Below are 14,631 nucleotides of genomic sequence, written 5' to 3' on the forward strand. Positions count from 1 at the left end.
GACAAAGAGAATCGTAACGTACACTTCCCTGCGCACCGTCTCATCCCTTCTTCCAGAGAGAATCGACCTCCATGATGTACGTCGACGTGCCGTCAGAGAAGGCCACCTTTCCCAGCTTCTGCAGCAGCGCGTCCTGCACGGTTCCGTACGTCTCGCGTTCCAGCGCACCGATGTAGATGTAAGAGATCCGGTACTTCCGGATCAGATTCTTCACGGTTTCCTCATCGGAGGAAGTATAGATGGCGCGGATATCGCTCACTCTCTGGTTCAGTTCATCGACCCGGTTGCGCCAGAGCCACTCGTGAACATACCAGCCCGCCACCGTCGGCAGACCGGTCGCCACAGAGACGCGGCCGCAGTCGGTGTAGCTGTTTCCGGATGCCTCCAGCACAGTCGGCTGTCCGTCCACATGCTGCGTGAGCCAGCGGACGGCGCGGAAGTCAGTGGGGAAGGACTGGGCGATAAAGACCGAGGCATCCGATGAAATCCGCTTCGAGGGGTCGAATACGTTTCCGAACCACGAGGATACCGCTGTGCCGGTGTAGCCGCCCAGCACGCAAAGAAGCAGAATGCCCGCCACGGCGGCGGTAAGGCGCGCCTTCCGGCGCCGGTCCGCCCGTCTGTGAAGGAGGCTCACCGCCATATGCGCGCTGTGCGCCGTCCTCCGGGCAAGAGGTTCCTCCGCCTCCTCCCCCAGAATGTGCCGTGCGGCGTCGTCTGTCCGGTCGATGAGCGACGCGAGATCCGCGTCCGGCTTCGCATCGATGCGGAAACGCTCCTCAAAGGCACGCCGGCGGTTGACCGCCAGCACCCGGACCAGCGCGTAGGCCATCACGATGCCGAACAGGATGAACGCCTGGTATGTCAGCTTGAACATCGTGTTCGCGCGGTAGTTCTCCCCGCCGTAGATGTCCTTCACATAGATGAACTCGGGCATCGCCACCAGGCCCGCCGCGCAGAGACCAAGCAGCAGCACGGTCAGATCCGGCAGAGCGACGGGATGAGCCGACCACTGCATTTTCCGGGTCGTCCGGCGCATGTGGCGCTGCTCCCGAAAGAGCGTCAGCGCGAACCAGACATAAAGGATACAGGGCAGCCCCCAGATCACCAGAAGCTGATGAAACAGCGTATGGCTGTGCGTAAGGCCGATCTGCGAGGAAATCTGCCAGAATGTCAGCGTAAACGGAAGGGCTCCCGCCCATCCCGCGGCGAACATCACCGCGGCCTCGGCCAGCGTCACGCCCAGAAACCGGAGCAGCGAGCCCCGGTACGTCCTCCGGTTGACAAAAAGGAGGATCGCTCCGCAGACCACGAAATAGATCGGAAAATCCCAGAAATTCGTCCAGCGGAACACGCCGGTCATCAGGCCGGTCAGCAGCACCTCCGGCCGGAGGAACGGCAGCCGGTCCGGATGACGCGCATCCTGCTTTTCCGCCCACGCGTAAGCCACCGCCACCACCGTCACAACGAAGAGGATGTTGATGTAGTGGGCATGCAGATCCCCGAGCACCGAGGAATAGGCCGGAAACTCGTGGATCGTCTTGTCCGGAAGATCCGGGTTATAGCCGATATAGCGCGTCGAATCCGGAAACCAGTAGCTGTACTTCACGCCGGACGCTGCCGACTGAACCGTCTTCACAATGCCGTAGATAAAGTAATGCATTGTGCCGCAGAAGGCCACGGCCAGCCCCGCCAGCAGACCGCAGCCATAGCTGGCGGGATCTGCCGGATCCCTGAGTACGGCCGCCCTCGCCGCCAGTGTCTCCCGGGCGGAAGAGCGGCGGCGCCGGGCGGGGCGCTTCGCGCCGCCCGCCGCGCCGCCCGGCTCGGCGTCCGCCAGGAAGGCCCCGGCGCGCGCGCTGTCCGCTTCCTTCTTCGCGCGGACAGCCGCCTGCGCCGTCCGGCTTCCCTTCCAGCGGCGGGCCTGGTGCGCCGCCCGCGCCGATGTGAGAAGTCCCTCCGCCTGTTCCGGCATCTCCTCGGCCGGCACGCGGCGTGCCGCCCGGCCCAGACGGTCGGCGAGGGAGAGCATCCTGCTGAACTGCTTCGCCGTATCCTGATTCATGAGGTCGTACATCAGCTGGAACGCCAGCGAGAACGGAAGCACGAAGGAACAGGCTGTGATCAGGCTCCGCATCACATTGTAGGCCAGCCCCGCGGTCGTTCCCGTCAGCTTCATGAGCCAGGCTGTGATATACTGTCCGCCGTAATAATAATTGACGTGATAGCCCGCGTACCAGGGATCCGGAAACGGCATCGTCTCGCTCCGCGCCATCGAGGTGAGGAACGCGTAGTCCATGAATTTTTCCGTCCCGTATGCCTCCGGCTTGAATCCGACGATCCACATCCAGGCCGTCATGATGCCGAGAAGCAGGATCTCCTCCGTGAAAATCAGACGCCGGGTCCCCGGATCGCCGAGCCACCCGAAGCCCGGAGACGGGCGCTCCGCCCGGACCGGCGTCACGTCCTTCTCTTCCGTTTCCTCCTCAGGCACAAATTCCTCCCCGGGAAGCGGTTCGTCCTCTTCATCCGGCTCTTCCGCCTCCGGCGCCGGCCTGCGCCGTCTCGCGGCCAGATACCCCAGCCAGTTCACCGCGAAGCAGAGGACCAGACAGCCGATTGCCGCCTCCTGGCGGAAAGGCAGAATGCCCGCGACATTCAGCGTCCAGGTCAGCCACGCCGTCAGAAAGAGGCCGATCATCTTCGAGAAAATCCAGCCATGATCACGGAACCGTTGAAAAATCAGATTGGCAAACGGCAGAAAAGCGACGCCGATGAACAGCAGAACCGCCCACCAGTACAGGGCATACAGCATGAAGCACTCCTTTGCATCCGTCATTTCCGAAAGACACGTCGCAGGCGCCGCGGCAGCCGTTTCCGGCCGTCACTCCGCCTGCATTTTTACTATTCCAGTATAACGCGGCGGGCCGCAATTCACAATTTTTTAATGGCCGCCTTCATTGTGATTTGACATCCCCCGTGTTATACTCGGAAAGAAAGCAACTGCGTTGTTTCCAGCAAAGGAGATGCAATTATGGCAAAATGGGTTTGCAGTGTCTGCGGTTACGTTTATGAAGGCGATCAGGCTCCGGCACAGTGTCCGGTCTGCAAGGCTCCGGCCTCCAAGTTCGTCAGACAGGACGAGGAGATGACATGGGCTTCCGAGCACGTGCTCGGTGTCGCTTCCGACGTGCCGGAAGATATCAAGGCTGATCTTCGCGCCAACTTCACGGGCGAGTGCTCCGAGGTCGGCATGTATCTCGCGATGGCGCGCGTCGCGTTCCGCGAGGGTTATCCGGAAATCGGTCTTTACTATGAGAAGGCGGCTCATGAGGAAGCGGAGCATGCGTCCAAGTTCGCCGAACTTCTCGGTGAGGTGCTGACCAACAGCACGAAGAAGAACCTCGAGATGAGAATCGAGGCGGAGAACGGCGCTACCGCCGGCAAGACGGATCTCGCAAAGCGCGCGAAGGCGGCGAACCTCGACGCGATCCATGACACGGTTCATGAGATGGCACGCGACGAGGCACGTCACGGCAAGGCTTTCAAGGGTCTGCACGACAGATATTTCGGCTGAAGTCCCTTTCCGGCTGTCTCCGTTCCGGAGAGAGCCGTGTGAACGAAAAAGACGCGCACCGGATGAAAACAATCCGGTGCGCGTCTTTTTCTGTCTTTCCAATTTAATTCATCCGCTGATGTGAAAGACGCCCCGCAGCCAGCTCACAAACTCACGGAGCAGCGCCGGCAGCTCGCTGAAGAAGGTGTTCACTTCTTCCTGGCTGATGCCGTACTTGCTGAGATCCAGTCCGCTGTCCTTCGCCTTCCGGTAGATGCTCTGCGCCTGCTCCGTCAGCTGATCCACGTCGAGATCCATGGAGGCGAGCTTCTTCATCAGCGCGACGATCGCGTCGATGTCGCTTTCCGTAAGACTGACGCCAAGCTGCGTCGCCACGTCGGCGATCGCGTCGCGGATATCGCTTTCATCGGTGATCTTCTTCTCCGCGATGATCTGCTTCACCGCCGCGATCAGCTGGGCCGTGCGGTCGGAATCGCCTGTATGCTCGGCGACGCTGGCTTCCGTGACAAGCTCGCGGACTGCATTTTCCACAGACTCCGTATCGACGGCCGTCCCCTGCATCTTGGAGTAGGCTTCCATCGCCCCGACCAGTGCCGCCGTGCCGGAGACGCTGACGGGCGCCGCCACGACGACTTCCGCGTCGGACATACCCGCGGTCGCGAGTGCATTCTCATACATATCCGCGGTGACATAGCTGATGTTGTGGGTTTTGACCTGAATCCCGTAGCCCTTCGACATCGCCGTGACCTTGCAGGACGAGATCGCCTTCGTCCCGATCTGGGCGCTGTCGATGATGGTGCCGAGATATTTATGCTCGTCCGCGTTCGTCACGGTCACGACGGTATCCTGCGTCAGCTCGTCGGATGTGACGTTCAGCAGCTTCATCACCTTCGTCTTCTGGGTTTCCGTCAGATCGGCGCCCAGCGCAACAAAAGGCGTATCGCTGCCGCCCACCGCCGTCACCGGACTCAGCATCGCGGCAAGTCCCGTCGCCGCGGCCGTAACAAACGCTGTGATTCCGTATTTCATGATGGATCGACCCTCCTTTGCAGATAAATCTGGTCTGACTGTCATCATTTCTTCACAGATACCCGCCATTATACGTCAATCCTGCGAAAAAGCAATGAAGAGATTCTGAAATCTCTATTTCACCGACGAATCGGTCGTGAAAAAGCTGGAGGAGCAGTTTCCGCTCTACGCGCCGAACTTCCCGGTCTGGGCCTCTCAGGCGAACGGCATGCTGCAGATCAGCCTCTGGTCCGCGCTCCGTGAAAAGGGGATCGCCGCGGAAGCGGCCGGACGTCCGTCCGGCCGCTTCCTTCGATTCTGTCTCTCAGAGATCCGCCCGCACCGCGCGCCGCAGCGCGAAGGACCAGATCCACCGCTCCTTCACGTTTTTCCCAGTCGCCTGCGCCAGCGCGTCCGCGTAGGTTCTGAGCTGAAGACCGTATCGGCGGAGCAGCTCGCCTTCCTCACGAATTCGGTCCGTCTTGTAATCCAGCAGCACAACCTCTCCTTCCTCGTAGAAAAAGGCGTCGATCATGCCCTGCACGAAGACCGGCTCCTCCTCCGGCCAGTCGCCGCGGATGCGGGAGGCCGGCACCTCAAGCACGAAGGGCTGCTCACGGAAAAGCCGCCCCGTCTCGCCGGCCTGCGCGAGCCGCCGCCCGACCCCGCTTCCGGCAAAGGCGGCGATGTCCGAAGCCCTCACGCTCATCCGTTCCGCTTCCGTCAGAATACCGCTCTTCCTCAGCGCCAGCATCCGGTCAGAGATCTCCTTTGCAAGCTCATCCCCCGCCATATCGTCAAGACCGCTGAAATCCATCCGCTGCATCACATGATGATAGGCAGTACCGCGCTCGGCGCCGCGGAGCGGCGCCGAGGCCTGAGCACCCTGCGCCATGCCGCCCGGCGCAGGCGTTCCCGTTTCCCGCGCCGCGCCTTGCCCGGCCGTCTCCGCTTCCTGTGCCGTGTTTTGCCCGGCTGTTCCCGTTTCCCGCGACTCGTACCGGCCGGCCGCGTCCGGCCGGATTTTCTCTTCCACAGCCTCTGTCCACTCCGCCGCCGGGCGCGTTTCCTTCCGCTCCGCCTCCCGGATAAACGCCGGCACCAGCGGCTCGCTCTCCTCCCGCTCCGCCTCCGGCACCAGCTGCATGACCGGCGGAGTCTCGTCCTCCGCCTCCGCCGCGTCATAGAGATGATGCTCGATCGCCGAAACCGAAACCTCGACCGGGATCTGCTCCCGGCCGGCATACGGATACATCCACGCGAACCGCTCCTCCAGCATACGGCGCGTCGGTCCGTCGAAGACCTGCTCCGGCTTCAGCTCCCGCAGCTCCCGGACCGCGTCCTCCCTCCGGATCACCGTCGCCGTCTCCTCCGCCGCCAGCGCAGACGCGCCCGTCGGAAGAATCACCAGCGGACATTCAAGGTGCGCCAGCTCCGCGCGCCGCGCCATCCGTTCCGCAGCCGGTACGATCCAGCTGAAGAAGGAGGGCGCGGAGACGAGAAAATTCACCGGAAGCTGCGTCTCCCGCAGCGGGAGATCCGGCGTCATCTTCCGGAGCGCGTCCTCGTCCTTCACGGTGCCCGTGATGATCAGCTTCTCCCTCGCCCGCGTCATCGCGACGTACAGCACGCGGAGCTCCTCGCCGGCCGCGTCCCGCCGCAGCCGGTCCCGGAGCGCCTCCCGCCGGAGCGTCGTCCTTCTGACGCGCCGCTCAAGATCCACCAGGTCCGACGCGAGCCCCAGCTCCGGATGAATCAGCGGGCTCGCGTTCATGTCCTGCCGGTTGAACCGACGGTTCATGCCCGCGAGAAAGACGACCGGAAATTCCAGTCCCTTGCTCTTGTGAATAGTGTAGATGCGGACCACATTCTCGTTTTCCGCCACCGCGCTCTGTTCATCCGGACTGATCGCCTGCTTCTTCAGGTTCTCGATATAGCGGACGAAATGAAACAGCCCGATGTAGGAACTCTGCTCGTATTCCGCCGCCTGATCCACCAGCATCCGCAGGTTCAGCTCCCGCTGGGCGCCTCCCGGGAGCGCCGAAACATATGCGAGATAGCCGCTCTCCGTCAGGATCCGGTTGATCAGCTCATGAAGCGGCGTATCCTCCATGCCCTCCTTCAGACTGTCATAGAAACCGAAGAAGGTCTCCAGCCTCCCCCGCAGCGCCGGCCGCGCGCCGGTACGGGCGTACTGCCGCGCCGCGTCATAGTAGGAAACTGCGTCCCGGTTCATCGAGCCGGCCCAGTTCACCGCGTCCGGCGTCATCCGGACCTCCGCCATCTCCTCGGCGGACAGACCCACAAAAGCCGACCGGAGCACTGCCGCCGCCGCAATATCGTTCTGCGCGTTGTCAAGAAGCGAAAGAAAGCTGAGAACCGTCCTGACCTCGAGGGAATCGAAGTACCCTCCTTTCGTGTCCGCATAGACCGGGATCCGCATCGATTCCAGCACGCGGAGAAAGCTCTCTCCCGCCGTGCCGACCGAGCGCATCAGAATCACAATATCGCGGTACTGCACCGGCCGCATCGCCCCCGTCCGCGGGTCATGAATCCTTCCCCCGCCGACCAGCTGACGGATCCGGCCTCCGATCGCCCGCGCCTCCAGCTCGGCCTTCGCCCGCGCCGACGTATCCTCCAGAAGACTCCCGCCCTCCTCATCCGTCTCACCGGTCAGAACCGGCAGAATTTCGGTCCGGAAATCCATGGGAAATGCATCCGTCCCGGAAGCGGCGGGATCTCCCTCCGGCTCCGCCCCGCCGCCGGGAGACAGCGCCGCCTCGTCGTCATATTCCACGCCGCCGACCTCCGAGCGCATGATCTGCCGGAAGATCCCGTTCACCGTATCGATGACCTCCCGCCGGGACCGGAAATTCCGGTGCAGATCGATCCTCGTGCCGCTCTCCGGATGCGCGGCGTAGTCGTGAAACTTCCGCATGAACAGCGCGGGACGGGCCTGACGGAAGCTGTAGATGCTCTGCTTCACGTCGCCGATGCAGGTATAGTTGTCCTCCCCGTCCCCGATCCGGCTCACAGCCGTCAGAATCGCCTCCTGAAGATCATTGCTGTCCTGATACTCGTCGATCATCACCTCGTCGTACCGGGCGGCCAGCTCCCGGGCCGCGTCGGTCCGGCCGTCCGGACCGCGGAGAATCTTCAGCGCCGCATGCTCCAGATCGGCAAAGTCCATCACGCCCCGTTTCTGCTTCTCCTCCGCGTAGCGCTCCGAAAACGTCTCCGTCAGATCCAGAAGCGTCGTCAGCGGACCCGCGCTCCTTCTGACATCCGCAAACGCCTGATCCGGCGGCGCGGCGAACACGGCTTTCAGCTCCTTGATCGCCGCCGTCACGGTTTCACGGTTCGTCTTGAAGGTTTCACGCAGAGCCGGGTCCTCCTCCGGTCCCGGCTTCTTCGACGACAGCCGCGTTCCCTCATAGTCTGTCAGCAGGCGGTGCCACTCCTCATAGGACTCCGCTCTGACCAGCGCCTCCAGCAGTCCCTGCTCGTCCTCTGCGGTCCGGGCATAGGCAGCCGGCCCGTCCGGCCGTCCGGTGAGACGCACATTGGCGTCCGCCCGCTCCTTCGCGTCGCCCGCCAGAATCCGCTCCTGAGAAAGAAACGCCTGCATCCACGTCGAAGACTCCGACGCGTCCTCATTGCTTTCCCGGCACATCCGAAGCCATCCGGAGGGATCGGGATGGCTCCGGGATTCCTCGTAGAGGTCCAGAAGAATCGCCTCCAGCCGGTCATCTGTCTTCTCCGGCGCGAAGGTTTCGACGCACGCTTCCCACCCGGGATATTCTCCTTCCGCCTGACGTTCATACGCCTCCTCGATCACGGCGGAGATCACATCGTGCCGGAGCAGCTTCAGCTCGCCCTCCGCCGCGACCCGGAAGCCGGGAACAAGTCCGATCGTATGTCCGTAGCTGCGCGCCACATAGGAACAGAAACCGTCGATGGTGGTGATCTGGGCACGGCTCGCCAGCGTCAGCTGACGTGCGAGATGCTCGTTGTCCGGATCCTGCTCCCGGGCCGCCGCGATCGTTTTCATGATCCGCGTCTTCATCTCACCGGCCGCCGCCCGGGTGAACGTCACCACCAGCAGCCGGTCCACATCCACCGGATGAACCGGATCGAGAATCAGCCTCCGGATCCGCTCGACCAGAACGGCTGTCTTGCCGCTGCCGGCCGCCGCGCTGACCAGCAGATTGCTGTGACGCGCGCTGATGACGCGCGCCTGCTCCTCAGTCCACCGGATTGCCATCCTCTTTCTCCTCTCCCGGCGTCTTGCCGCTCTCATCCGCCGTCATCGTCTCTTCCATCTTCGCAATCGCGAGCTTCGTATCCATCTTCGCCAGCATCCGGTACGTGCAGCCGGGGATCCGCTGTTCAAATCCGCAGGCGCTCCGGAAGGGACACCATGTGCAGGCGGTCCGCTGACCGTAGGCATAGGGATTCATCTCCGCGGCGCCTCTCATCATAGCCGCGCCGGCCTTCTGCACCCGGAAGGCCGCATAGCGCCCGAGCACCTGAAAACCGCTGTCGTCGAGCACGGCCGAGCGGCTCCCGAACGCGCCTTTCTTCGTGCGCGAAACCGGAATCACGTCCGAGCGGCCGGCGGCCTTCAGATCCCGGTCCAGCGCGTCAAGCACCGCTTCGTCCGTGCTCACCACTCCGGAGCCCGTCATCTTCTTCAGCCGCACTCCGGCCAGCTCCTCGTCCGTCTCTCCGTGATCCGGGAGAATCGGGTCCTGCACCCTGAAATAAAACAGCCCGCCGGGCTGCGGATGCTTTCCCTCCTTCCGGAGGATCTCCATCGCCGCGTTCATGTACATCACCAGCTGAAGCTGGAGGCCGTAATAGACAAGCGACGGGTCAAAGACGGTTCCGCCGGTCTTGTAATCCACAATCTTCACATACGTCACATCGCCGTCGTCGCAGGTGTCGATCCGGTCGATCCGTCCGGTCAGCGTCATGCTCGTCCCGTCCGGGAACGAAAAGGCCAGCGACTGCAGCCCCTCCCGGCTCCGGAAATCCTCCTCGACCGCATAGACAGAGAAGCGGCCGGCGCCCAGCTGCGCCCCGATGGCATCAAGAGACGCGTCGAGCAGCCGCTGCATTTTCCTGATCCGGTACTGATCCCGCGCCGTAGAGTAAAGAACCGACGACTCGCCGACCTCCCGCACCGCCTGCTTGAGCGAATCCACCGCCAGAGAGGACAGCGCGCCCGGCTCCGTCCCCTCAAGGTTCTTCCCGATGAGGCGCGTGCCGGCCAGCTCCAGCGACCGGTGCATCAGATTCCCGAAATCCATCCCGGTGAACTGATAATCCGGGCGCTGCCTGAGCCGCAGTCCGTACTGCAGAAAATGGCCGAACGCACAGGCGCAGAAGCTCTCCAGCCGCGTGGCCGAGCAGTGAAGATCCGTCCCGTACAGCGCACGCGCGGCCGCCCGGCCGATCTGGTCCGCCGGTTTCCGGCGGACTGCCGCCGAAAGCAGCCGCTCCGTGAAATCCGCGTAGTCAGGATCGAACCGGTAGCTGAGAAACAGCTCCTTTTCCGGTCCGTCGAGAGGCCGTTCCCCCAGCCGCTGCATGACATCCGTGAGACGCCGGACCGACGCCCGCTTCCGCTCCGCACGGGGACTCCGGCTGACATCCTCCACCTCCGGATCACCGAACAGCCGGCGCACCGACTCGAAAAGATACGCCGGGCTGAGCGATTCGCCCTTCGCTCCGGTCCGGCTCGCCGAGAGATACAGCCGGGCCGACGGGCGGGTCAGCGCCGTGTAGAGATAGAACCGCTCGATATAGGCGGCCTGACGGGCGGTCGGCTTCAGCGCGATGTCGGCCTTCTCCAGCGTCTCGCGGTCGCATTCGGTGAGAAGACCGCCCGACGCCTCCGTCTTCGGGATCAGGCCTTCATTGACGCCGAGGAACAGCAGCGCCTTCACCTCCCCGAGACGTGTCCGCTCCACATCGCCGATCACGACCCGGTCGCTGCCCGGCGGAATCACCGCCACCCGCGCCTCGGCGAATCCCGCCTCCAGCAGAGCGCGGAAATCCGCCATGGAAATCGGCTGATCCCCCAGCACCGCCACCAGCTTGTCAAGAAATCCGATCACATAAGGATAGACCTGGGCATACTCCCGAGCCAGCGCCCCCTCGCCGGACTCGCGCAGCGCCTGCTCCCTTTCGGCCAGCTTACGCTCGGCACCGCTGCGGACGCAGAACGAATAGAGCGCCTCGGCCTTTTCCCGCACCGTACCGCCCCGCCGCGCCAGCGCGACGGACAGCGGATCGATCAGCGCGCAGATCTCCGCCCGGAGCGCGTCCAGCTTCGGTACCTCCGCCGGATCCTCATCCCGGTAGTGATAGATCAGCTTCTCCCGCCAGCGTCCTTTGCCCTTCAGGCCCGTTCCGAGCGCGTAATTCTCGAGCTGCTCGATATCCGCCCGCGGAAAGTCCGTCATGCCGCTCTTCAGCATCCGGAACATGCTCTCGAACGAATACCCGTCCGTGCACGCTTCCAGCGCCGCCCGCAGATATTCGATAAAAGGATTCCGGAGAAGGCTCCGTTTCTCATCGATGAAATACGGAATCTCCGCTTCTGAAAATGCTTCCGCCGCGCAGATCCCGTACGAAGTCAGATCCCCCGTCACCACCGCGATGTCCCGGTACCGGAATCCTTCCTCCCGGACAAGGCGGCAGATCTCCCGCGCCGCCGCTTCCGTCTCCTCCCGGGGGCTCTTCGCCCCGGCGAACACGATATCATGAGGGCGCGGCGGATCCGTGCGCGGCTTCAGGCCCCGGAACAGATACCGTTCCAGATATGAAAGCTCTGGCGAACCGGCGTGCCGGCTCGCCGGTCCCTGCCTGCATACCACCGGCTCCCGCACCGGCACCCCCGCCCGGCCCGCAACGCGCCGCAGCGCGTCCGCGGTCTCCCGGCTGAGCGCAAACAGATCCGACCGGTGCCAGGGCCCGGTGATCCCCTGCTCCGGATCCGCCGTCAGCGCCACATAGACGTTCTCAGCCACCGGCATCAGTCTCTCCAGCAGCCGGAGCTGCACAGGCGTGAAACCGGTGAACCCGTCCAGCGCGATCACACTCCCGCGAAGCAGCCGTGACCGGTCCGCCACGCGGCAGAACCGGTCCGGCACCTCCTCCGCGGTCATATAGGTGCCGGCCAGCTTCGTGAGAAACGCGCGGTAAACCGTCACGACATCGGCCATCTTCAGTCGGAACCGGGCTCCGGACACCGGCGCTGCATGATCCGTTCCGGCCGAAATACGTTTCTCTTCTCCCGCCGCTTTCCGGCCGTCTCCGATTCCCGTCCACGTCCCCGTGTCCGGCCGGTCTGCTGCGTTCGGCTGCTCTGCTGCGTTCGGCTGCTCTGCCGCGTTCGGCTGCTCTGCCGCATTCGGCTGCTCTGCCGCATTCGGCCGATCCGCCTCGCCTCCCTGTTTTCCACTCTCAGTATCATTCGTTTCCTCCGGCAGTATGCCCGTCGCCTTCTCCAGAGCCTCCGGCGTCACGCCGTACAGCATCAGCTCGGAGAGCAACGACTTCATCTCCGCCAGATAGGCCGGCTTCGCCAGACAGCCGCCCAGATACGGCAGCTCCTTCTTCTTTTCCAGCGCGATCTTCTCGATCAGAAAGGTTTTCCCGATCTCCTCGAGAAACGCCCCATTCTGCGCGCCGACCTCATCGAACACCCGGTAGGCGAGCCGGTTCAGCGACGTGACCTCCAGATTCAGGATGCATTTCCTCGGATGAAGGCTGACAAGCTTCCGCTGCATCTCCATCGTCGCCTGCTCCGGCACAATCACAAAGAACCGCCGTTCTGGCCGCTCCATCGACTGCCGGATCATTTCCTTCATCATTGCCGTCGTCTTGCCGGCCCCGCTCCCGCCGATATAGAACTGTAGCGCCATGCTCTTCTTCCTCCGAATATAACCCTATTGTACCAGATCCGGGGCGGAAAGGAGAGGGACGGTGCGGCGGATGAGGCGCAAAAAAGGACCGGCCTGTTGCCAGGCCGGCCCTTCACCGCTTTTCACTCCGCCTTTCAGCGGATCCCCGACGTGCGGTAATCCCAGCCGCACGCGTCCAGCTCGTTGATCGCCTTTACGCAGGCGTCCACGAGAACCTTCGTCATCTTTTCGCCCTTCTCCGGCGTCGCCTTCGTCGGGTCGCCCGTCGCCGCGCAGTTCGTCAGCTCAGAGAAGTCCCACTTCATCTCGACGTAGTCCGGAAGACAGTCCGGTACAAACCCCTTCGCCTGATCCGGCTCATTCCACTGCGGATACAGGTAGTAGGCGATGCTGCTCTCGCCCTCGCCCGCGTGGCCGAGACCGTTCCAGACCTCGAAGGTATCCGGAGGCAGCAGCTCGCCCGCTGTCACCCACCACTGCGGCAGGCAGGCAATTTTCACATCCGGATACTGCTCCTTCAGCTTTCTCGATGCGATCTCGATCGGCGCGATGTTCCCGTCGTGCCCGTTCATGATGAAGATATGATTGATTCCGTTGCGGATCACGGACTCCGCGATGTCATAGATCACCTGCGTGCAGGTGTCATAGCGCAGCGTCAGCGTGAACGGGAATGTGTCATAATGCGCGCTGTAGCCGACTGTAATCGGCGGGAGAACAAGCAGTCCGTCCACCTTCTCCGCGATTTTGCAGGAAAGCATATAGGACACCAGCGTATCCGTGCCTTCAGCGAGATGCTGGCCGTGCGCCTCGCAGGACCCGACCGAAAGAATCGCCTTATCGAACTTCTTCTCCTTTACCTGATGCGCGGTCAGCTTCAGCAGCTCATTGTTTGCCATGATTCTTTCCTCCTTTGGAAAAATGCATTCAGATATCCTTGCGGAATTTCAGCATGCCGTCCTCGGCCTGCGTGACCACCACCGTCTTGTCCGGTACGTGGCTTTCCTTTGAATAGGAAATCGTTCCGGTAACACCCTCAAATCCCTTCGTATTCTCCAGCTGGTCGCGGATGTTGGCCGGCGTCACATCGTCGCCGCACGCCTTGACCGCCGACGCGATCAGATAGGCTGTGTCATATCCGAGCGCGGCAAATGCATTTTCAGGAGCCTTGCCGTATGCCTTCTTATAAGCGGAGATGAAATTCTGGACCTTCTCGGAATCGTCATCCGCCGAGAAATGCGTGCAGACATAGACATCCTGATTGGCCAGATCGCCCGCGACGCCCCAGAGATCTGTATCCCAGCCGTCACCTGAGATCATCGGCGCGGCCACGCCCGCCGAGCGGTACTGCTGGATGACCGTGCTGGCGTCGTCCGGGCCGGTCGCCATAAACATGATGCCCGCCTCGTCGCCGAGTTTCTGATAGCGGCTGATCTGGGCCGAGTAGTCATAATCGCCGGACTGGAAATAGTCCTGCAGAACGACCTTGCCGCCGTCCTTCTCGAACTGCTCGATGAAATATTCGGACAGATTGGTTGTGTAGCTCATCGACTTGTCCGTCAGCACATACGCGGTCTTGGCTCCCAGCTCCTGCGACGCGTAATCCGCCGCGGCATGAGCGCAGACATCGTCGCCGAAGGCTGCGAGGAAGGCACAGTCACCGACCGTTGAAGGAATATCCGGCGTCGTAGCGCCCGTGAAGACGAACGGGACGCCCGCGTCCTGCGCCACCGCGCCGCCGGCGTACGCGTAATCGCTGTCCGAGAAACCGGCGAGCGCCACCGCGCCGTCATTGTTGATCAGCTTCTTCGCGTCGCTGGCGCATACCGCTGTGTCCGTCTGACCGTCATAGTACACGGCCTTCAGCTGCTTTCCGTTTACCCCGCCGGCTGCATTGATCTCCTTGACGGCAAGATCGAAGCCCTGCTGGGTCGGCTCGTCCAGTGAAGACTGATCGCCCGTCACGTTGAAGATGCCGCCGATGACAATCTCATCCGCCGCGAACGCCGGTACGCTGATCATCGCCGCCGTCATGCCGGCGGTCAGAAGCAAGGCCATTCCCCGTCTCACTGCATTGTTCGTTTTCATTGTCATCCTCCCTTTCCTTTTTTGATG

7 protein-coding genes are annotated in these 14,631 nt (G+C 62.7%); 1 reads left to right on the forward strand and 6 read right to left on the reverse strand.

All coding sequences use genetic code 11. The annotated features are described in order from the left end of the window. Positions 1-40: 40 nt before the first annotated feature. On the reverse strand, positions 41-2,839 hold the full coding sequence (locus G4C92_RS06860; protein WP_274941826.1) for a DUF2298 domain-containing protein: 2,799 nt from the start codon (positions 2,837-2,839) through the stop codon (positions 41-43). Between the two features lie 195 nt (positions 2,840-3,034). Between G4C92_RS06860 and G4C92_RS06865 the strand changes: the two genes are divergently transcribed. Next, positions 3,035-3,577, forward strand: a complete 543-nt coding sequence (locus G4C92_RS06865; RefSeq protein WP_274941827.1) for an NADH peroxidase — start codon at positions 3,035-3,037, stop codon at positions 3,575-3,577. 108 nt (positions 3,578-3,685) lie between these two features. Here the strand turns inward: G4C92_RS06865 and G4C92_RS06870 are convergent, their stop codons facing one another. The 5 genes from G4C92_RS06870 to G4C92_RS06895 form a co-directional block, all read right to left on the reverse strand. Further along, positions 3,686-4,606 (reverse strand): DUF1002 domain-containing protein, encoded by a 921-nt coding sequence (locus G4C92_RS06870; protein WP_274941828.1) that lies wholly within the window; start codon positions 4,604-4,606, stop codon positions 3,686-3,688. A gap of 304 nt (positions 4,607-4,910) precedes the next feature. After that, positions 4,911-8,849, reverse strand: a complete 3,939-nt coding sequence (gene addA, locus G4C92_RS06880) for a helicase-exonuclease AddAB subunit AddA (RefSeq protein WP_274941829.1) — start codon at positions 8,847-8,849, stop codon at positions 4,911-4,913. Then, on the reverse strand, positions 8,830-12,519 hold the full coding sequence (locus G4C92_RS06885) for a PD-(D/E)XK nuclease family protein (RefSeq protein ID WP_274941830.1): 3,690 nt from the start codon (positions 12,517-12,519) through the stop codon (positions 8,830-8,832). Before G4C92_RS06885 ends, addA begins: the two co-directional genes overlap by 20 nt. 134 nt (positions 12,520-12,653) lie before the next feature. Next, positions 12,654-13,415: a creatininase family protein gene (locus tag G4C92_RS06890; protein ID WP_274941831.1), complete on the reverse strand. Its 762-nt coding sequence runs from the start codon at positions 13,413-13,415 to the stop codon at positions 12,654-12,656. A gap of 28 nt (positions 13,416-13,443) precedes the next feature. Continuing rightward, on the reverse strand, positions 13,444-14,604 hold the full coding sequence (locus G4C92_RS06895) for an ABC transporter substrate-binding protein (protein WP_274941832.1): 1,161 nt from the start codon (positions 14,602-14,604) through the stop codon (positions 13,444-13,446). Positions 14,605-14,631: the final 27 nt, after the last annotated feature.

This window comes from Chordicoccus furentiruminis (genome assembly GCF_019355395.1).
In the GTDB taxonomy this organism is placed as follows: domain Bacteria; phylum Bacillota; class Clostridia; order Lachnospirales; family Lachnospiraceae; genus Chordicoccus; species Chordicoccus furentiruminis.